This window comes from Methylocaldum sp. 14B, from assembly GCF_002005105.1.
GTDB lineage: Bacteria > Pseudomonadota > Gammaproteobacteria > Methylococcales > Methylococcaceae > Methylocaldum.
In genome coordinates this window covers 83,051-103,611 of sequence record NZ_MSCV01000016.1, presented here as the reverse complement: position 1 = coordinate 103,611, position 20,561 = coordinate 83,051, and the positions used below count along the sequence as shown (strand labels likewise).

Annotated in this window: 18 protein-coding genes; 10 read left to right on the top strand and 8 right to left on the bottom strand. The window is 58.3% G+C overall.

Annotated elements, in window-relative coordinates; translation table 11 throughout:
- The first annotated feature begins 1 nt into the window (after position 1).
- Together nuoB and B2A78_RS13395 are read left to right on the top strand one after the other, a co-directional pair.
- Complete coding sequence (gene nuoB, locus B2A78_RS13400; protein WP_077730527.1) at positions 2 to 538, top strand: NADH-quinone oxidoreductase subunit NuoB; 537 nt, start codon at positions 2 to 4, stop codon at positions 536 to 538.
- A gap of 41 nt (positions 539 to 579) precedes the next feature.
- On the top strand, positions 580 to 960 hold the full coding sequence (locus tag B2A78_RS13395) for a YccF domain-containing protein (protein WP_077730502.1): 381 nt from the start codon (positions 580 to 582) through the stop codon (positions 958 to 960).
- 313 nt (positions 961 to 1,273) lie between these two features.
- Here the strand turns inward: B2A78_RS13395 and B2A78_RS13390 are convergent, their stop codons facing one another.
- The 4 genes from B2A78_RS13390 to B2A78_RS13375 all read right to left on the bottom strand — a co-directional run bounded on the left by B2A78_RS13390 (position 1,274) and on the right by B2A78_RS13375 (position 6,191).
- Positions 1,274 to 2,827 (bottom strand): HAMP domain-containing sensor histidine kinase, encoded by a 1,554-nt coding sequence (locus B2A78_RS13390; protein ID WP_077730501.1) that lies wholly within the window; start codon positions 2,825 to 2,827, stop codon positions 1,274 to 1,276.
- A 345-nt stretch (positions 2,828 to 3,172) separates the two neighbouring features.
- Positions 3,173 to 4,273 carry an ABC transporter permease gene (locus B2A78_RS13385; protein WP_077730500.1) on the bottom strand — a complete coding sequence of 367 codons (1,101 nt, stop codon included), beginning with the start codon at positions 4,271 to 4,273 and terminating at the stop codon, positions 3,173 to 3,175.
- The gene (locus B2A78_RS13380) at positions 4,270 to 5,214 is read right to left on the bottom strand and encodes an ABC transporter ATP-binding protein (protein WP_156880023.1); all 945 of its coding nucleotides are present in this window, start codon (positions 5,212 to 5,214) and stop codon (positions 4,270 to 4,272) included. The genes B2A78_RS13385 and B2A78_RS13380 overlap by 4 nt, the downstream gene beginning before the upstream one ends.
- Positions 5,211 to 6,191: an HlyD family efflux transporter periplasmic adaptor subunit gene (locus B2A78_RS13375; RefSeq protein ID WP_168175416.1), complete on the bottom strand. Its 981-nt coding sequence runs from the start codon at positions 6,189 to 6,191 to the stop codon at positions 5,211 to 5,213. The genes B2A78_RS13380 and B2A78_RS13375 overlap by 4 nt, the downstream gene beginning before the upstream one ends.
- Positions 6,192 to 6,325: 134 nt before the next feature.
- On the opposite strand from B2A78_RS13375, the gene pepN reads away from it, so the two are divergent.
- Complete coding sequence (gene pepN / locus B2A78_RS13370) at positions 6,326 to 8,980, top strand: aminopeptidase N (protein WP_077730498.1); 2,655 nt, start codon at positions 6,326 to 6,328, stop codon at positions 8,978 to 8,980.
- Between the two features lie 234 nt (positions 8,981 to 9,214).
- On the opposite strand, the gene B2A78_RS26075 is transcribed toward pepN, so the two are convergent.
- Entirely contained in the window at positions 9,215 to 9,370 is a 156-nt protein-coding gene (locus B2A78_RS26075) for a hypothetical protein (RefSeq protein ID WP_166642472.1), read from the bottom strand.
- A gap of 217 nt (positions 9,371 to 9,587) precedes the next feature.
- Between B2A78_RS26075 and B2A78_RS13365 the strand changes: the two genes are divergently transcribed.
- The 5 genes from B2A78_RS13365 to B2A78_RS13345 all read left to right on the top strand — a co-directional run bounded on the left by B2A78_RS13365 (position 9,588) and on the right by B2A78_RS13345 (position 14,150).
- A complete protein-coding gene (locus B2A78_RS13365) occupies positions 9,588 to 10,919 on the top strand; it encodes a POT family MFS transporter (protein WP_077730497.1) in 1,332 nt (443 codons plus the stop codon).
- Positions 10,920 to 11,046: 127 nt separating this feature from the next.
- The gene (locus tag B2A78_RS13360; RefSeq protein WP_077730496.1) at positions 11,047 to 12,000 is read left to right on the top strand and encodes a diguanylate cyclase; all 954 of its coding nucleotides are present in this window, start codon (positions 11,047 to 11,049) and stop codon (positions 11,998 to 12,000) included.
- Between the two features lie 119 nt (positions 12,001 to 12,119).
- The gene (locus B2A78_RS13355) at positions 12,120 to 12,689 is read left to right on the top strand and encodes a DUF99 family protein (RefSeq protein ID WP_077730495.1); all 570 of its coding nucleotides are present in this window, start codon (positions 12,120 to 12,122) and stop codon (positions 12,687 to 12,689) included.
- Between the two features lie 91 nt (positions 12,690 to 12,780).
- A complete protein-coding gene (locus tag B2A78_RS13350; protein ID WP_077730494.1) occupies positions 12,781 to 13,089 on the top strand; it encodes a hypothetical protein in 309 nt (102 codons plus the stop codon).
- A gap of 32 nt (positions 13,090 to 13,121) precedes the next feature.
- Positions 13,122 to 14,150, top strand: coding sequence for a zinc-dependent alcohol dehydrogenase family protein (locus B2A78_RS13345; protein WP_077730493.1), 1,029 nt, complete (start codon positions 13,122 to 13,124; stop codon positions 14,148 to 14,150).
- Between the two features lie 38 nt (positions 14,151 to 14,188).
- Here the strand turns inward: B2A78_RS13345 and B2A78_RS13340 are convergent, their stop codons facing one another.
- Together B2A78_RS13340 and B2A78_RS13335 are read right to left on the bottom strand one after the other, a co-directional pair.
- Positions 14,189 to 14,758, bottom strand: coding sequence for a hypothetical protein (locus B2A78_RS13340; protein WP_077730492.1), 570 nt, complete (start codon positions 14,756 to 14,758; stop codon positions 14,189 to 14,191).
- 149 nt (positions 14,759 to 14,907) lie between these two features.
- Positions 14,908 to 15,408, bottom strand: coding sequence for a DUF3365 domain-containing protein (locus B2A78_RS13335; RefSeq protein ID WP_077730491.1), 501 nt, complete (start codon positions 15,406 to 15,408; stop codon positions 14,908 to 14,910).
- 296 nt (positions 15,409 to 15,704) lie between these two features.
- Between B2A78_RS13335 and B2A78_RS13330 the strand changes: the two genes are divergently transcribed.
- Together B2A78_RS13330 and B2A78_RS13325 are read left to right on the top strand one after the other, a co-directional pair.
- The gene (locus tag B2A78_RS13330; protein WP_240502525.1) at positions 15,705 to 16,754 is read left to right on the top strand and encodes a hypothetical protein; all 1,050 of its coding nucleotides are present in this window, start codon (positions 15,705 to 15,707) and stop codon (positions 16,752 to 16,754) included.
- Complete coding sequence (locus B2A78_RS13325; protein WP_077730490.1) at positions 16,754 to 19,864, top strand: efflux RND transporter permease subunit; 3,111 nt, start codon at positions 16,754 to 16,756, stop codon at positions 19,862 to 19,864. The genes B2A78_RS13330 and B2A78_RS13325 overlap by 1 nt, the downstream gene beginning before the upstream one ends.
- Positions 19,865 to 20,004: 140 nt before the next feature.
- Here the strand turns inward: B2A78_RS13325 and rimI are convergent, their stop codons facing one another.
- On the bottom strand, positions 20,005 to 20,559 hold the full coding sequence (rimI, locus tag B2A78_RS13320) for a ribosomal protein S18-alanine N-acetyltransferase (protein ID WP_240502524.1): 555 nt from the start codon (positions 20,557 to 20,559) through the stop codon (positions 20,005 to 20,007).
- Positions 20,560 to 20,561 lie beyond the last annotated feature (2 nt).

Genomic DNA, 20,561 nt, shown 5'->3' with positions numbered 1-20,561 from the left:
GATGTTACGACTGTATGGCAAAATTTTTCGAACCGGAGTGCTAACGGAGGGCATTCCGCCAGCCTCAAAAGACGAGGCCGTCGAACGCGAGGGCGCCAGGCTCAAGGCAGTGATCGACAAACGTTTTCGGGGCAGCCTGTCCATCCGCCAGGTGGATGCCGGCTCCTGTAACGGCTGCGAATTGGAAATCCACGCCCTCAACAATGTTTATTACGACGTTGAGCGTTTCGGCGTGCATTTCGTCGCTTCTCCGCGCCATGCCGATATCCTGATGGTGACGGGGCCGGTCTCGCGTCATATGGAAGCCGCTTTGAAACGAACCTACGAGGCGACGGCCGATCCCAAATGGGTGATCGCCGTGGGCGACTGCGGGGTCTGCGGCGGCGAGTTCGGCGTGTCCTATGCCAGTTGCGGCGCGGTTTCCAATGTAATCCCGGTGGATCTCGCCATTGCCGGGTGTCCGCCGACCCCGATCGATTTGCTGCGCGGTTTGTTATCCTTATTATCGGATTCCGTAACGAACCAAGCGCACGGATAACGACTCGAAAAGGAAGGGTTCCGAATCATGCTGCTGTCGTCATGAGCTTACCGGGCAATATTATTTGGCTGATCTTCGGTGGTTTGATCACCGGATTGGGATATGTGATCGGGGGAATAGGCCTCTGTCTTACCCTGATCGGCATACCCTTCGGCGTTCAGTCGATCAAGCTCGGGTTTGCCGTATTCGCGCCGTTCGGCAAAGAGGTGGTGGAACTCGACGGCGCGAACAACCCTTTGCGAATCATTTTCAACCTGATCTGGCTGCTACTTTTCGGCTGGGAAATCGCGCTCGCGCACCTTGCCAGCGCAGCCGTACTCGCCGTCACCATCATCGGCATTCCTTTCGCCTTGCAGCACATCAAGCTGATTCCGTTATCGCTGTTTCCTTTTGGGCGGGACTTCCGGCCGATTCAGTCCTAGAGCATTTTCCGATTCGGTGTCAGAGAGCCCGATAGGTAGGTCGGCAATCCCTTCCCAATCGCAAACGGTCGCTTTAGTCGCGACCCTTCCAATCGCAAACGGTCGCTTTAGTCGCGACCCTTCCAATCGCAAAACGGCCGTCCTGGGAGCGCCAGGACGCCCCTTCCAACAAAATCCTTTGCCGAGCCGATACGTCGGCAAGGGATTGCCGACCTACGTTCTTCCCACCCGACACGAAGCCGTACGCCGAGATGAAAAACGCTCTAGCCTGCCGTGAATCTAGCGCCCCTCAGGCTCGAAGTCAGAGCGGGCGTTACGCGGTATTCGAACGGACTGCATCGACCTCGTCGGCATCGTCGAAAAAACGCGGCAGGTGTATCGAAAACTCCGAACCCCGGCCGGGGCCGGCACTATGGGCCTCGACTTCTCCCCCATGCATCTCCACCAATCGCTTGACCAAAGTGAGCCCAATGCCCAAGCCGCCTTGAGCGTGCGCAAGACTTTGATCGGCCTGGCTAAAAAGGTCGAAGACATGAGGCAGAAGCTCTTCCGGTATGCCGACGCCGTTATCCCTGACGCGGATGCTCACGCGGGACTCAGACGCTTCGACCGCCAGCCATATCTTTCCGCCTACATCCGTATATTTGGCGGCATTATTGAGCAGATTCGAAATGACCTGCGCCAATCGTACCCGGTCGCCTTTAACCTGGAGATGACGGTCCGGCATCGTCACCAGGAGATCATGATCGCGCGCTTCGATCAGAGGCCGGCTGGCCTCGACGGCTTGATCGATGACCGTCGCGAGATCCAGAGTCGTCGGGTGCAGGCTGATCTTTCCCTGAACGATGCGGGACACGTCGAGCAAGTCGTCGACCAGCCGAGCCAGATGATCGACTTGGCGATCGATGATGTCGCGCGCCCATCGAAGCCTCGGCTCGTCCGGCTCGAGTTTTCGCATGACCTGCACGGCATTCCGGATGGGTGCTAGCGGATTCCTGAGTTCATGGCCCAGCATCGCGAGAAATTCGTCTTTGCGGCGGTTGGCGTCACGCAACGCCTCTTCGGATCGGGCGAGTTTTTCGGTGCGCTCTCTCACCCGCTGTTCCAGTTTTTCGCAAGACTCCTGCAACTCGCGCTGCACCCTTCGTCTTTCCGCGATCTGACCGGACAATTCCTGATTGACCGCCTTTTGCCGATCCCTTGCCGAAGTGAGATCGCTCAAAAGGTCCAGATTATCGAAACGAAGCCGCAAGGATTCCGCCACGGTCGCGTACAAGCGCTCGGAAATCATCCACATCATGGCTACGAAGAGCACTAACATCGCTCCCATCGCGATATGGACATCTCCGCCGTGGCGTAGTATCTGCGCCGTATACGGAAGCAGTGCCGGCAGCAGAAAGACCAGAAAAGCGTGACGGAACGAAGATAAGGTCGACATCGCTCCCGCGACCATTCCGCCGAGCACGAAACCGAGAAATATCTGGTGCACATAACTGTGCTCGACGAAAAGGAAAAATCCTGCCAAGCCCCACAGCGCCCCGTTGGCGGCGACGCCGAGCAAGAAAAATCGGGCCCAGCGAGGTGCATCGGTGCTCGTCGGATTAGCTTGCGCATAGGCGCGGAGCAGGCCGTAACGAACCAACACGAGAGCACCGACGGCCAATAGCCAAGCGATTGCCAACGGTCGGGAAACCTCTCGCCAGAGAATGAGGACCAGGATCGCGGCGTTGGCCGCCGTGGCGATCAAAGCCGACGGAAGCTGTTGATACAGAAGCTTGATCTGCGACGCTCGCATTTCATCCGCATGGATGGAATTTCTCTCCTTCCCAGCGAGACGGGAGCGACGGAAGCGATCAGGAATTCTCATACCCGATATCCGAATTGGACTTTAAGCACGCCTGCACCGGTCACCGCAAAATCTCGAGCGAACAGAAGGCTGGTCCACCATTCTCGAAGCCGCCCTCGCCAGAGGGGTACACGTGTTACCGCTCGCCGACGATTTCCGCATGGCGACTCCCTCGCAGCACTGTGTCAATGCAATCCGGTCTGAAAGAGCGAGGGCAGAGCGAACATCGATCGGTGGCAACTCCGGACGGTGGAAATTCTCGAACGGATTCCAATAAGACACCTTGGGGTCTCGAAAAATCCAGCAAAGAGTGCACCACAACGGCGTATCCCGAGAGGATACTCTACCTTCGCGACGTTCGCGCGATCAATCCAGCCGCTTCTTGAATCGCAGCATGGCGACGCCCAGGGTGATGAGCATGAACGCCATCAAAGCCCACATTTCGGACAGCAGTTCCGACAATTCCGCGCCGCGCAGCATGATACCCCGGATCAGCCGGACGAAATGGGTCAGCGGAAGCAATTCGGCAATATATTGTGCCGCCCTGGGCATGCCGTCGAAGGGAAACATGAAGCCCGAAATAAGTATCGAGGGCAAGAAAAAGAAAAAAGTGGTCTGCATCGCCTGAAACTGCGTCCGGGCCAGTGTCGAAATCACCAATCCCATCGTTAAGTTGGCCGCGATAAACACCAATGCGGCCAGATAAATATCGATCATCCGGCCTTGAATCGGCACGTGGAACAGCAGAACTCCGAGCAAAAGTATCAGGCTCACTTGGATCAATCCGATGATGACGTAGGGAATGATCTTCCCCACCATGAGCTCAAGATTTCTTACCGGCGTATTGATGAGCAGTTCGAGATTGCCGCGCTCACGCTCCCGCACGATGGCCACCGCGGTGAACAGCACCATGGTCATCGTCAGAATGACTCCCATCAAGCCGGGCACGATATTGACGGCCGAGCGCCGTTCCGGGTTGTAATAATTGCGGATCTCGAACAAAGGCACATCGGTGGTCTGCCTGGGCGCCGTATCGTAGCGCAAGCTCATTCCGGTAAGCTGACGCGCGGCAGCCAGGATCAGAGGGTCGGACCCGTCTATCATGAGCTGGGCGGCCGGTCTGTCACGCCTTGCCAGACGCTGCCCGAAATCCGAAGGAATGAAAATCCCGACCGAGATTTCACCTCGCCGAAGCAGGGTTTCCAATTGTTCCGGCGTTTCTACCCGCCGGGTAATGTCGACGACTTGAGATGCTTGCGCGTCGGCGGCCAGAATGCGGGAAAACTGCGTGTTGGCGTGATCGGCCACGCCGGCGCTCAAATGGCGCACATCGGTATTGATGGCGAAACCGAACAGCGTGATCTGCAACAGCGGAATGCCGACGATCATGCCGAACGTCAGCCGGTCGCGCCTGAGCTGGCGGACCTCCTTCCGCAGGATGGCAAAAAGTCGCAGCAGACCTTTCACGCTTGCGCTTTGAGATAGCGGCCCTGGGTGGCGGCGACGAAGACGTCTTCGAGGTTCGGGTGGGTCAACCGGGCATCGAATTGAAGCCGCTGCCCGATGAGACCCGTACGGATTAGCGCCAGCGGATCGGCAACGGATCGGTCTAGCAGCACCCGCAGGCGCATGCCGAGCTGGGTCACGCTGAGCACGCCGGGCAAATCCGTCAGCAGCCGCCGCACGGTCCTCGAATCGCCGGTTTCCATTTCCACGACGCTGGCGTCGATGCGCCTTTCCAACTCCTGCGGCGCGCCATCCGCGACTACCCGACCGCGGTCCAGGATTGCGAGGCCATGGCAGCGCTCCGCTTCGTCCATGTAGTGGGTGGACACCAAAATCGTCGTCCCCTTGTCGCAAAGCTCGAACAGGCTTTCCCAGAAATCGCGCCGGCTCTGCGGATCGACCGCGCTGGTCGGTTCGTCCAAAAACAGCAGTTCCGGCTCGTGCACCGTCACCGCCGCTAGCGCGAGGCGTTGCTTTTGGCCTCCGCTGAGTGTCCCGGCCCGCTGCCGCTCACGGTCCGCGAGATTGTATTTATCGAGCAATTGGCCGATGCGCTGCCGGGCGGACCTACGCGGCAGACTGTAGACATCGGCCATGAACTCCAGGTTTTCCCGGACCGTGAGATCTTCGTAAAGCGAGAAACGCTGGGTCATGTAGCCGATTTTTCGCTTGATGGCTTCGGCTTCGCCGGGAATACGATGCCCCAAGACTTCGGCCTCACCCTCCGACGGCGTCAGCAGACCGCACAGCATGCGGATCGTGGTCGATTTGCCGGAGCCGTTCGGTCCGAGAAATCCGTAGATCGTGGCGCGGGAAATGGCGAGATCGACGTGATCGACGGCGATGACGGTACCGAAACGGCGCGTCAGCCCGCGCGCCGTGATCGCATAGTCGCCGCTCATGGCCGCTCGGACCGCCCAACGGCCGAGAGTTCAGCCTCGACCGGAAGCCCGGCCGGCACGTTTCGGACCGTTTCGCTCAGATAGATTTTCGCGACATAGCTTAGACGCCGCCGGTCGCGCTCGGTCAGGGCGAAGAAGGGCGTAAAGACGGGATCCGAACTCACCATGCGAACGGTGCCTTGAAACGGCTCGGCGACACCGTCCAGCCAAACCCGGGCGGCGTCTCCGGGCATGACGGATACACGGATCGGTTCCGGAATGTAGACCCGTGCATAGGGCGCAGCACCGGAGAGCAGCACGGCCAGCACCGCGCCGACTTGCGGCTGATTTCCGAGCTTGAGCGGCAGGCTGTCAAGACGCCCCGCCACAGGCGCCCGCACGGTCAGGCGTTCCAGATTGGTTTCGGCGACTTGCACGGCCGCCTCGGCGGAGGCCAGCGCCTGGCGCGCCTGCTCCACTTCTTCCACACGGGTGCCGGCCTTGAGCTCCTCGAGTACGGCCGAAGCCGAGTCGCGCTCGGCAAGAGCGGCTTTAAACTCCCGTCTTGCCCGGTCCACCTCGTCCGGACTGACGAGCTTACGGGGCAGCAACTCGTTCACCCGCTCGAATTCGCGACGGCGTACTTCGTACACCTGATGGGCGCCTTCGAACCGGGCCTTTGCCTCCCGGATGCGCTCGATCCGGGGTCCCCTTTCCAGTTCCTGTAACCGGGCGGCAGCCCGATCCCGCGCCGCCGCCGCCTCGTTCAGCCGAGCCTGTTGCCGTGCCGGATCGAGGCGCACCAGAACTTGCCCCGATTCGACCCAGTCGCCTTCTTCGGCCGGAATTTCGACGATAGGCTCCGATACTTCGGCAATCAACTCCACTCGATCCCATTCCAGAATGCCGACCACGCGGCGGCTCGATTGGTCCTGTCCACAACCGAGAAGCAGCAGCGCCGCCGCAAGGACTGAAGCATTGTAAATTGGGCGTATCATTCGCTCATGGTAACCGCTTTCGGCCATGTTCAGCCATCGAGCAAGATCGAAAGCGAATCGGAAGCCGACAGCTCTCCCGTTTCCCCGGTCTAAGCCGTATCATTCCACCATCATCGACATAAGGCTCGACCACGATGCGCGAACACACACCAAACACCGTCTACCTCAAAGACTACACGCCGCCGGACTATCTCATCGAAACCGTCGATCTTTTTTTCGAATTGGACGAGGAAAATACTCGCGTCACCGCCAAGCTTCGGGTGCGGCGGAATCCGGAATCGCCGCGCGAGCACCGGGAACTCGAACTGAACGGCGAACAGCTCTTGCTCGAATCGATCCGGCTGAACGGCCGCAATTTAAGCGCCCCCGAGTATCGTCTGACCGAAGAAACCCTGGTGCTTCCGAGCGTTCCCGACCGTCCGTTCGATCTCGAGATCGTCACCCGCATCAACCCCAAAGCGAACACCGCCTTGGAAGGGCTTTATCTCTCCAAGGACATGCTCTGCACTCAGTGCGAAGCCCAAGGGTTCAGGAAGATCACGTATTTCCCCGACCGCCCGGACGTGATGGCCAAATACACGACGACCCTGGTCGCGGACAAATCGCGTTATCCGGTGCTGCTGTCCAACGGCAACCGCATCGCGACCGGCGAGCTGAAGAACGGCCGCCATTGGGTGAAATGGGAGGACCCCTTCAAGAAACCATCCTATCTGTTCGCGCTGGTCGCGGGACGGCTGGAATGCCTCGAAGACTGTTACGTGACGGGCTCCGGCAAGGAAGTCACCTTGCAGATCTTCGTCGAAAAGCACGACCTCGACAAATGCGATCACGCCATGCAATCCCTCAAGAACGCCATGCGCTGGGACGAGGAGAACTACGGGCGGGAATACGACCTGGACCTGTACATGATCGTGGCGGTAGGTCATTTCAACATGGGCGCCATGGAAAACAAGGGGCTCAACATCTTCAACACCAAGTACGTTCTGGCCCGGCCGGACACCGCTACGGACGCCGACTACGAGCATATCGAGGGCGTCATCGGCCATGAGTACTTCCATAACTGGACCGGCAACCGAATCACCTGCCGGGATTGGTTCCAGCTCAGCCTCAAGGAAGGCTTGACCGTGTTCCGCGACCAGGAGTTCAGCGCCGACCGGACTTCCCGAGCCGTCAAACGCATCGACGAGGTCAACATGCTGCGCACCCGGCAATTCGCGGAGGACGCGGGCCCCCTCGCCCATCCCGTGCGACCCGAGTCGTATATCGAAATCAATAATTTCTATACCTTGACCGTCTACGAAAAAGGCGCCGAAGTGGTCCGCATGATCCAAACGCTGCTCGGCAAGGACGGCTTCCGCAACGGCACGGATCTCTATTTCCAGCGCCATGACGGACAAGCGGTGACCTGCGACGACTTCGTCAGGTGCATGGAGGACGGCAACGGCGTCGATCTCACGCAGTTCCGCCGCTGGTACAGCCAGGCCGGAACGCCCGAAGTGCGTATCGCCGCCGATTACGATGCGGAAACCCAAGCTCTCAATCTTACCGTGAGGCAAAGCTGCCCGCCCACGCCGGGCCAACCGGTAAAGACCCCGTTCCACATTCCTTTGGCAATAGGCCTGCTGGCGCCGGACGGCACGGAGCTGCCCTTGCAGCTCGAGGGCGAATCCGAGCCGCATCGGCAGAAAACCCGGGTGCTGGACGTAAAGGAATCCGAACAGCGCTTCCGCTTCGTCGGTCTGCCGGAAAAACCCGTGGTCTCCGCCCTGCGAGGATTTTCCGCACCGGTCCGGCTGCATCTGAAACGCGGCTACCAGGAACTCGCTTTCCTTTTCTCCCGCGATCCCGATCCTTTCAACCGCTGGGACGCCGGACAACAGTTGGCCACCCAGGTGATCCTCGATCTCGTCGGCCAATTCTCCAAGGGAGAGACGCCGGAAACCGTCGATAGCCATCTCACCGAGGCCTATCGGCAGGTGATTTCCGATCACTGGCCCGATTTGTCCTATCTGGCGTTGCTATTGACCCTGCCGTCCGAGGAATACATCAGCGCATCGATGAAGGTGATCGATCCCGATGCCGTTCACCAAGCCCGGCAAACCGTAAAACGGGCGCTGGCTCGCACCTTGGAACAGGAATTCCGCCGCCTGTATCAGACACATCATCTCGACGAGGCCGGCCGCTTCGACGCCGAGGCCGTCGGCCGGCGCCGGCTGAAGAACGTCTGTCTCGCTTACCTAGGCGAGCTGGAGACCGAAGAAGCTTATCGCCTCAGCGTCCGGCAGTTCCGCGATGCGCGCACGATGACCGATCAAATCTCGGCGTTATCGACGATCGTGAACAGCCGCAATCCGGAAAAAACCGATTGTCTGGCCGAGTTCTACGAGCATTGGCGGGAAGAAGACCTGGTGATCGACAAGTGGTTTACCCTGCAGGCCACCTGCCGTCTACCCGGAACATTGGATCGGGTCAAAGAATTGCTTTCGCATCCCGCTTTCGACTTGAAAACCCCAAACCGGGTTCGTTCGCTGATTGGCGCGTTTTCCCAGGCCAACCCGGTCAATTTCCACGTCCGCGACGGCGCGGGCTACGCGTTTCTCGCCGACCATGTCATCGCCTTGAATGCCTTGAATCCGCAAGTGGCCGCCCGAATGCTGACGGCCTTGACGCCATGGCGGCGCTACGACACGGAGCGGCAGCAATCGATGCGCCAGCAACTTCAGCGGATCGCCGGAATCGAGAATGTTTCGAAGGATGTCTACGAGGTAGCGATGAAGAGTCTGTCCTGAGCAGTCCGACGGATAATCCGGAGGAAAAAGCACTAAAAAAGCGTTGCGCTTGAAATGAGCATCGAGGTCTCGTATACCGGTCGCGGTTGCAAGGCCCCTTGCAGCTCGTTTTTCGACTGCTCAAAAACTAGCAACGTAGAATGGGCACGGTTAACCGCTCATCCTACGTTGCATTTGGCTGCCTAATACGCTTGGTGATAGGGTCGGGACCGGTAAAGCAGCTCGTGCCGGCCTTTATCGGTAAGAGGAGTTGGTGGAATCCTCGGCTATGGCCTTGGCGGCCGTGGCGTATTTGTCGTGCTCGCTTCCTTTGACCATCATCAAAGTGATCGCGACTGCGATGATGACACCGCCAATGTAGAACCAGAAGTAGTCTTTCTCTTTTTCCATTACGGCTTCCTCAGAATAGTTTTTTGCGAATGATTGTTTTTATTACTGCGCCGGAATTGGCGCGCGGGTATACAGTAACCAATGGAAATTCTGCGTTTCTTGATTTAAATCAAAAAAGGCCGAGATTGGCGGAGGCCCGTCACAGTACACGTCCGCACGGCGTCGCTTTTTCCGGTACGCCGGCATTCCTAGGCGATCTGCAAACCGTGATGCAACCATGACGCCGTACCGCACCAAGCCTCTTCCGATCGAAGGACTACCGCCCGGCATCCCTTACATCATCGGCAACGAGGCGGCGGAGCGATTCAGTTATTACGGCATGCGTGCGGTGCTGGTGGTGTTCATGAGCCAATACCTGATGAGCCCTGCGGGTTATCCAGATCCTATGAGCGAAGAGGAAGCCAAGGGCTATTTTCACTTATTCGTCTCGGCCACTTATTTCACCCCGATCCTGGGGGCGCTGCTCGCCGACGGGTGGCTCGGAAAATACCGCACGATCATCGTGCTGTCGCTGGTTTATTGCTTGGGGCACTTGGCCCTCGCACTGGACGACACCCGCACCGGGCTCCTGATCGGACAAAGCTTGATCGCATTGGGCGCGGGCGGCATCAAGCCTTGCGTTTCCGCCCACGTCGGCGATCAATTCGCGAAAACCAACCGGCATTTGCTCAGCCGGGTTTATAGCTGGTTTTATTTCGCCCTCAATTTCGGCGCATTCACATCGATGCTGGTGACACCTTGGTTGCTGGAGCACTACGGTGCCTCGACAGCGTTCGCGCTGCCGGGAGTCCTGATGCTCATTGCTACGGTCATTTTTTGGTCGGGCCGTTACCGCTTCGCCCACATTCCTGCCGGCGGGGTCGCTTTCTTGCAGGGAATATTGAGTCATGAGAGTTGGCGGATCCTTGCCCGGCTCGGCGTCATCTATGCGTTCGTAGCGATGTTTTGGGCACTGTTCGATCAGACCGGTTCGTCTTGGGTGCTACAGGCCCAGAAGATGGATCAGACATTTCTGGGCTACCGGATTCTGCCCTCGCAGATCCAGGCAGCCAATCCGTTGCTCATCATGATTCTGACGCCGCTTTTCTACTACGGCATTTATCCGAGCCTGGAACGTCGCATGCCTGTCACGGCGCTGAGGAAAATCGGCGCGGGCATGTTGCTGGCGGCTTTTTCATTCGCATTCGCGGCTTGGATTCAGCGTGCGTTGGATGCCGGCGTTTCCCTGTCCATCGGTTGGCAGCTGCTCAATTATGTCGTTCTGACCGCATCGGAAGTCATGGTGTCGATCACCTGTCTGGAGTTCTCCTACACTCAGGCTCCGCCAACCATGAAATCCTTCGTGATGTCCTTTTTCATGGTCTCCGTCGCCGCCGGAAATCTTTTCACCAGCGCGGTCAACTTTTTCATTCAGAACCCCGATGGTACTTCGAAACTGGCCGGAGCCGATTATTTCTGGTTTTTTTCGCTGCTGATGCTCGCCACTGCGATCATGTTCGCCGCCGCGAGCCGCCACTATCCCGAAGCAGCTAGAATGGCGGATGTTTGACGTTCCGAATTTTCGGCCGGAGGCCAGAAGCTTTGCGCTAGGTTCATGTCGCTCAAAACTTACTTAACCAAGCTATTTAGTCTATTTTTCGCTATAAACCCACGCCCATACGGATGAAGTGCCCAAAATGACAGCCGAGACCATCTCTCCTCAACCCGTTGCGGTAGCGCGACAAGCATTACGACGCCTGACGGAATCGGGTTTGCCGCCTACCCCGGATCATTATGCGGAGCATTATTATCTGATCGCCGGGGAATTGAGCGGACAAAAGCCGGAGCCATCGCCGGGTGAATCAACACCCGAGGCCGAAGTAACCGCCGCCGTCGACACGATCTTGCAGATTCTTACCGACACGACATTCGGTCTCGCCGCTGAGTTGGGGACGTTCGATGGCCACTTTCAGAAGCTTTTCAACGAGAAGAGCGCCGATACGCAAGACTTTTCGGTGGAGCAGGCGCTTAGCCAAATCATGAAGACGCTCTCCCAGCTCAGGCAAAGAGTCGCCGACTCCCAGGCCGAGTTACGGGAAACCCAGCAATTGCTCCAACGTGTCCAGGATGAAATAAAGGAAAGCCGAAGCTTGAACCGAATCGATCCGCTGACGGGCATTTTGAACCGGCGCGGTCTCGACATCGTCCTGACTCGCGAATTCACGCGAAGCCGGCGTCAGAAAGATCAGATATCGATCGGCCTGATCGATATCGACTGGCTCAGCCAGATCAATGACGCCCATGGTCGTGACGCCGGCGATCAGGCGCTGACCCATTTGGTCACGGCAGCCCGCGGGCTGTTGCGAACGCAGGATATTTTCGCTCGCTTCGGCGATGAGGAATTCGTCGCCGTTTTCCCGGGCGGCAACGCCTCGGGAGCCACATTCGCTCTTGACCGTCTCCGTACCTTGCTGGACCGGATTCCATTGCGATACAACGGCAAAGCCATCCCGGTGAAAATCAGCGCAGGCGTTGCAGAAATGCATCCCAGCGACACCCTATCCGATCTGATGCAACGAGCCGAACGCTGCCTCCTCAAAGCGAAAGACAGCGGACGCAATTTGGTCATCAACGAGACCGACTTAGGCTGAGACTTGAACCCGGAAACGGCGCCGCGAGCCCCCGGTCGGAACACCGGCTCAACCGGTACAGTCGAGCACGATAACGCGTTCTGGAACTTCGAGGCTATTTCGCCGGACTGCAAGACTCAATGGCATCTCCTCGTCTTTCTCATGCGATCGGGTTCGATGATGCGCCTTTCGACCGACATCATCGGGGCGATGTCATGATCGTAGGCGCCTTCTACGCGGGCGCTCGTCTTGACGGCGTCCTCTCGGGAAAAGTGCGCCGGGACGGTGCGAACGCGACTCGGATATTGGCTCAACTGATTACGGGTTCTCGCTTTTATCCCCATCTTCAGGCCGTTTTGCTTCAGGGAATCGCTTTCGCCGGATTCAATGTCGTCGACATACACCGGCTGCAGAATACACTGGAACGGCCGGTGCTCGTCGTAGCCCGCCATCTCCCGAATCTCGTTAAAATCCGCGATGCCTTGCTCGATCATGTTCCTGGCGGACAACGAAAATGGCGGCTTATCGAACGGGCCGGACCGATGGAGCCCATCGCCGGAGTTTACGTTCAGCGTGCCGGCTTGTCGGTAAGGGAAACCGAAGCTCTAATCCGGCTGCATGCGGTTCATGGCCGGCTGCCGGAGCCTTTGCGCACCGCTCACATCATCGCCGGCGGCATCTCCCGGGGCGAGAGTACCCATCGCGCCTGAACATCCGAGGCCCCCTGCCCTCGTGACTATTTCTTGATCTGCCCGGAGAATTTATCCGAATGCCGAATCTCAACAGGGGACCGGAGGCCAAATGAATACCTTTTTTGTTCGGGCGCTGCTAGTTTCGATGGCAATGACGGCCTTAACCGGTTGTACTTCGCTGAGCCTGGGCGGAACCGACCGGCCCATGGCGTTTCACGATACCCGCCTGCAATATGCCCTTCTGACGGACGATCGGGAAAAGCTCAGAAGGGATTTCGACATGTTTACCGAACCGACCTTCACCGAGCGCGCGGTGGCGGGCTTGGTGCTGCCTTTCGGCGCCGCCATAGAGACCCTGTTCTGGCCGGTTTCCTACGGCATTACAACCTATCTCAACGAGTACGATCCACGCCGATGACACCGGCAGGACTTTCCCACAGGAGCGATGTCATGAAAGCGATGGTCCTCGAACGAATTTCCAAGCTGGCCGAGAATCCGGCGCCGCTGGCCCTGGCGGATTGGCCAAAACCGGTTCCGCATTCCGACGAGTTGCTGATCAAAGTCTCCGTCTGCGGCGTCTGCCATACCGAATTGGACGAGATCGAAGGCCGCACGCCCCCGCCCCGGCTTCCGGTGATCCTAGGGCATCAGGTCGTAGGCCGAGTGGACGAACTCGGGTCTTCGGCCACCGGTTTTTCCGTCGGCGATCGCGTAGGCGTCGCCTGGATTCACTCGGCCTGCGGAATCTGCGCCTATTGCCGGGCAGGAAACGAAAATCTTTGCGAGCAATTCGAAGCCGCCGGGCGTGACGCCCATGGCGGCTACGCGGAATACATGACGGCACAGGCAGAGTTCGTGTTCGCCATTCCCGACGCGTTCTCCGACGTCGAGGCCGCGCCCTTGCTGTGTGCCGGCGCGATCGGCTATCGCTCGCTCAAACTGACGGAACTCAAGGATGGCGAGATCCTGGGGCTTACCGGGTTCGGCGCGTCGGCCCATCTGGTCCTGATGATGGTCCGCCACCGTTATCCGGGAACGCAGGTATTCGTGTTCGCCAGAAATCCGGAGGAACGCACCTTTGCCCTGGAGTTGGGCGCGGCATGGGCCGGCGACACCGACGACGAGCCTCCGGCAAAACTGGACGCCATCATCGATACCACGCCGGTTTGGAAGCCCGTGGTCGAATCCCTGAGGCATCTCGCCCCCGGCGGAAGGCTGGTCATCAATGCGATCCGCAAGGAGGATGCCGATAAGGATTCTCTGCTACGGCTGGAGTATCCGAGCCATCTGTGGATGGAAAAGGAAATCAAGAGCGTGGCGAACGTCGCCCGAAGCGACGTCGGCGATTTTCTGGCCTTGGCCGCCGAGATTCCCATTCGCCCCGAAGTCGAAGAATACGCGCTGGAAGATGCCAATCGCGCGCTGCTCGACCTCAAAATGCGCCGGATTCGTGGAGCGAAAGTGCTGCGGGTGGCGTGAAAAGCGCTATGGACAGTCCGCACGCTAGTCCGCGGCGATCACATCCCGACAGCCTGCCTGTAGCAATAATCGAACAGCAATTGCCATTCCCGCAGTTGAATCTTTCGGCACAGGTTTTCGCCTCGGCTTTTTCCCGTTCGGCTGGCCTCGCAAAGATCGACGAACCGATGCGGGTCCCAGCGCTTCTGCTCGAGCAAGAATCGCGTCTCGGGAAGGGGCGAATCTCGCTCCGCGAGATTTTTTGCAGCCTCGCATAAATCCGGAAAAACCGGATGTTGTCCTACCCGATCGAACCAATACTTGCTGTTCCAGCTATCCGGCTCTCGGCGGTGCATGATGCCGTGCCAATAGCTGCCGGTGGAGGTAGAGACGGATTGACTGATGCGATGGCTCTCTTCGAGATAGTCGTGATAAAGCCACAAGCCGGCGAGACAGCATTTGGCCATGCCGACATCTTTTACCGGGCGAGGAAGAAATGCCTGCTCGACCGACAATGCCTGAAGCAAGGGAAAAGCCTTATCGTTAGGCGTACCCGGACCGAGCGAATTCAATCGCTCTTGGTCTAACAAGGGCTGAAAAACCGGGCCGTATTGCGCTGGATCGAACATAGACGGACTCCTTGGCAGTTCATTGCAGAATAAATGATCCGTTAGAAGCACCGCAACGTTTCGTCAGCTTGCCGGTTAAGACGAACGGAATGGAGAAGCGCCGGGTGGGAAACACGGCCCAAGACCGTGCTTCCTCGGCTTTGGATAAGTTATTCGATGACGGGAACCTTATAGGCCAGTGCGCCTATGGGACCGGTCTTACCCTTGAAATTGGCGTGGCACATTACACACTTTTCCATCACGACCGGGACTCCTGTGGCCATATAAAGATAGCGCTTGTCGCCTTCCTTGATCACCCGCGTATAGTATTCGTCACCGGACAATAGCTTTTCCTTCGCCGTCTCTTCGAAATTTCCCGTCGGACGGTTTTCTTCGGGATTGGTCAGTTGATCCGTCAATCCGATCAGGCGGGCCTCATGAAACCCGTTCTTCTTCATTTCCGCGAACAACAGCTTCGACGCCGTTGCTGCCGAAATGGAGGACGGATTTTCCACATAATGCTCGGTAATCAGCACGACCGCGGTCTTGTACAACGCATCGAGCATTTTGACCTGGTCGATTGTGCGTGCGACAGCCGGATCTTCGTTGGCACCCGCGGTACCCGCCACAGCGGCCAATAGCAAAGCAGAGAGCGAACACTTGAGTCTCATTTGGTTTTTCCTCTTTTTCTTTCTATGGGATGTGTGGAATTTAAGTCGCCGGACATGCGTGCTACACGCATCATCCGTCGGACAGCTTCCCGGCCATGACGGGAAAGCATCCGCCTTTCATTTTGGTTTTCGGTCGATACAGTGTCAAATCGTTTTGACAGATCATGTCTGATTAGAGACGCACGTCAGGGTTTTCAGGCCGATAGTTTGTGTTTCGCAAATCGGCCGGGTTATAGTCTCGCGGCTCTGAAACTATCTTTTTTTCGCTTTAATCTCACGTAGTTACGACTTTTTCAATGAAGCCGACCTTATGTCCGCCCGTCATGGCGGTTCTGCTTTCAGCTGCTCTTGTCTTTCCGGCGTTCTCCGATGATGACGACCCCGACGCGAAAGCGCGTTCCGACCGGCCGGCGTCGATTCAAAAAAGCGAACCCGAGTCCCGCAGAGCCGCGGCGGTCCGAATGACAGCGGAGCAACAAAAGGCTAGCGGCTTGACCGTCGAGGTTTTGAACGCATTGACGTTTCACCCGGAGATAATGGCCTACGGCAAAGTAGTCGACATTCAGCCTTTATTGGCTTTGCACGTTCGTTATCAAACGGCGGGCACCGAGGCCGAAATCGCAAACGCCGCCGTCGAGTTGGCTCAAAAAAACCGCAACCGGCTGACGACCCTGCACCGCGAGGACATCGTGGCCAGCCGCGATTTGGCGCAAGCCGAGGCGCAATATCAGGCCGATCGAGCCAAGCTCGAGGCCGCCCGCCGACTGATGAGGGAGATTCGGCACGAAGCCCGGCAGGCCTGGGGCGACGAACTAACCCGCATCGCCTTCGACGGCGAATCGCGTCTGTTTCAGGATTTCTTGAGCCGGAGCCGGGTATTGCTTCTGATCGCCTTGCCGAGCGGCCAATCCTTGCCGCCCGACAAGCGATCTCTGTTCGTCGCCCGTGAAAACCACCGGAGCGCGGCACACCGGGCAGAACTCATTTCTCCCGCCCCGAAAACCGACGATCTCGTGCAGGGCGAAACTTTTTTCTTTCATGCGCCAAGCGACCGACTGCGCGCCGGAATGAGAGTCAATGCCTGGCTGCCGACCTCCGGTGAGCCCTTGATCGGCATCGCCATGCCACTGTCGGCCATCGTTTGGCATGCCGGAAAACCCTGGGCCTACCGCCAGTCCGACGACCGCACATTCATCCGCACCGAAATCACCGCCTACCGCGAGCACGCCGATTTCTGGTTCGTCGACCACGGCTTTGCCGCCGGCGACAAGATCGTCGTAACCGGCGGACAGTTATTGCTCTCGGAGGAGTTCCGCGGAAATATTCCGGACGAGGACGACGACTGATGCTGTCTGCCATCATTCGCTTCGCCGTGCACCGGCGCGGAGTGGTCGTTGCACTCTCTCTCCTGCTGCTGATTTACGGCGCGCTCCGTCTCGGTCAGGCGAACCTCGACATCTTTCCCGAATTTTCCGCCCCCCGCGTGGTTATTCAGACCGAAGCACCGGGTCTTACGGCCGAACAGACGGAAACTCTCGTCACCTCGCGCATCGAAAGGCATCTTGCGGGGTTGGTCGGTCTGGACAGCATCCGGTCCGAATCCATCCAGGGCCTCTCGGTGGTGACGGCCGTCTTCGAGGAAGGCACGGACATTTACCGTAACCGGCAGCTGGTCGGCGAGCGCCTGAACATGCTCGCCGGCAAACTGCCCGTAGGCGCCGGTCCACCGGTGATGGTACCGCTTTCATCGGCCTCCGCGACGGTTCTCACTATCGGACTTAGCTCGCCTTCCCACAGCCTCATGGAGCTTCGCGATCTGGTGGACTGGACCATCGTGCCGCGTTTGCTGGCCGTACCGGGCGTTGCGGATGTGAACGTATTCGGCGGCGAAATCCGCCAATTGCAGATTCAAATCGATCCGGCCAGGCTGCGCCGCTACGGCCTGGCTGCCGGGGATGTCGTGCTCGCAGCCCGCCAGGCGAGCGGCATGCCGGGGGCCGGGTTCGTGGAAAACGACAACCAGCGGATCAGTTTGAACATCGTCGGCCTTCCGGCGGCCGAGGAGACCTTGAGGCAAGTCGTACTGTTGCGCCAGAACGGCGCGAATATCACGCTGGCGGATGTCGCGACCGTAACCACGGCGCCTAGACCGCCCATCGGCGCAGCAGCCGTCGGCGGAAAGCCCGGCATCGTCATGATGGTGATCGGTCAGTACGGCGCCAATACGCTGAGCGTCTCGCGAAACGTCGAAAGCGTGCTCGAGGAGTTCGAGCAGCTCTTCGCCAAACGGGCTATCGATTTCCACCCCCGGCTATTCCGGCCGGCGGATTACATCGAGCGATCCTTGCAAAATCTCGCCGGGCATTTGCTGGTGGGCGGCTTTCTGGTGGTCTCGGTGCTTTACGCGTTTTTGTTCGATTTCCGCACCGCATTCATCTCCGCTGTCGCCATTCCGCTTTCATTAGCCGCCGCCGTGGTGACCTTGCTGAACCTGGGTGTCAATCTCAACATCATGATCTTGGGCGGACTCGCGATCGCCTTGGGCGAGGTGGTTGACGACGCCATAATCGACACTGAAAACATTTTCCGCCGCCTCCGGGAAAACCGGCTAAGGCCGAATCCGCGTCCGACTTTCCGCGTGGTCTACGATGCCTCCATGGAGGTACGCAGCTCCGTGGTGTACGCCAGTTTCATCGTCGCATTGGTATTTGTGCCGCTCCTGACGCTCGGCGGAATTGCAGGACGCTTGTTCGCTCCGATCGGTCATGCCTATATCCTGGCGATTCTCATGTCCCTGCTCGTAGCGCTGACGGTAACGCCCGCGCTTTGCTACATGCTCTTGAAGAGCGGCAAGACCGACAAGATCCCGCCGCTGATTCGGCTGCTTCAGCCTAAATACGCCTCCCTGCTGAGATCCGTTGCAAAACGGCCGAGAGCAACGCTGTCGATCAGCGCGGTTATTTGCGGATTAGGGATTCTGGCGTTGACCGATCTCGGCGGAGAATTCCTGCCCCGACTTCGAGAGGGCCATTACATCGTACACACGAGCAGCCTTCCTGGCACATCATTGAAGGAATCGCTCAGAATCGGCGGGCTGCTGACCCGGCAATTTCTCGAGATCCCGGAAGTCGAATCGGTCTCGCAATGGGCCGGCCGAGCCGAGCGCGGTGCCGACACTTACGGCAGCCACTACAGCGAGTACGAAGTTCGGCTGAAGCCGCTTTCAGGCGAAGCTCAACAATCTGTGCTGAACCGGCTCAGACAGATCTTGGACGATTTTCCGGGAATCCTGTTCGAAGCGAACACCTTTCTGACCGAGCGGGTCGACGAAACCATTTCCGGTTACACGGCACCGATCGTGATCAATCTCTACGGAAGCGACCTCGACCAACTCAATCAGAAAGCGCGCCAGATCGCCGATCTTGTCCGAACCATTCCCGGCGCCATCGACGTACAACTGCGATCGCCTCCGAGCACGCCTCAGCTTCAAATCCGGCTGAAACTCGACGATTTGGCCGCTTATGGCTTGCGTCCGATGGAAGTGGCCGATGTCCTGCAAACGGCTTTGCAGGGACGGATCGCGGGCGCCTATTACTTGGACAATCGCGCTTACGAGGTAGCGGTGATTCTGCCGCCGGAATTGCGGCACCGGCCGGAAACGGTAGCGCACGTACCGCTGCGCACCGCGGATGGTCTTATCGTGGAATTGAGCCAAATCGCGGAGATCCAGCAGGTCGGCGGACGGTATAACATACTTCATCGGGGCGGCCAGCGTGTGCAGACCGTCACGGCAAACGTGGCCGGTCGGGACACGGCGTCGTTTATGGAAGAACTTCGCCGGCGAACGCTCACCGCCATCGATTTTCCGCCGGACGTCTATCCCGAGTTCAGCGGCGCCGCCGTGGAGCAAGGTAAAGCACGCCGGGAACTGACGGTCCATGCGCTGCTGTCGGGTGTTGGCGTTATGTTGCTGATTTTTTTGGCCATCAACAGTGTGCGCCATACCCTCCTCACCTTGGTGAATCTGCCTTTTTCGCTGGCCGGAGGCGTTGCTGCCGCATTCCTGACGGGCAGTACGCTTTCGGTCGGGTCGATGGTAGGGTTCGTCACCTTGTTCGGAATCACGGTACGCAATGCGATTATGCTGATTTCCCATTACCGGCATTTGGTAGAACGGGAAAACAAGTCGTGGAATCTGGAAACCGCGATTCAGGGTGCACAGGAACGCCTCCCTTCGATCTTGATGACGGCGCTAGTCACCGCGCTTGCGATGCTGCCCATCGCCGTCGACAGCGACAATCCGGGTCGCGAGATCATGGGTCCCATGGCCGCGATCATTATCGGAGGTTTGGTATCGTCCACCCTTTTCAATCTGCTGCTTATGCCGACGATATTGCTCAAATTCGGCCGGTTCGAAACCCTCGATGAGCCGCCACGTTTTTCTGAGCCGTCGTAGACGCTAGAGCGATTTTTACTGCGGATTAATGTTGAGGATTGTGAAATCGTAGGTCGGCAATCCGTTGCCGACACGCTGGATCGGCGAGGAACTTGTCGGCAATGGATTGCCGACCTACGAGATGCCTTTCGATCCGGCGATTACAGCATGCGAGCCATGACCAGGGCATCTTCCCGGCCGTTTCGGGCCGGATAATAGCCTTTGCGGGTACCGATCTCGTTGAACCCCAGTTGGTGATAAAGTTTGATGGCGGGCTTGTTGGAAGGACGCACTTCGAGAAAAATCGTTTCGGCCTTGTGCTCCTTGGCGACCGCCATGAGTTTCTCGAGCATCAAGCGCCCGTAGCCCTGTCCCTGATTTTGCGGCGACACACAGAGATTGAGTACGTGCGACTCCCCCGCCCCCACCGACGCGATCCCGTAACTTACAACCTGGCCTGCCCTTTCGCCTACCCAGCAACAATATCCTACGGTGTAGCAGTCCCGGAAAGTGGTCGGCTCCCAAGGGAATTCGTATGCACTTTGCTCAATGGCGGCCACCACTTTAAGGTCTGACCGCCGCATCGGACGAATGATCAACTCGGCACTCTTCACGAGGCTGGGAAAGTGTCGGTAATAAAACTCGGTTTCGGCATCATAACTGATGAATTTCCTGATGCGCTCGAACAAGCCGAACAAATCGAACATGGCGGACATAA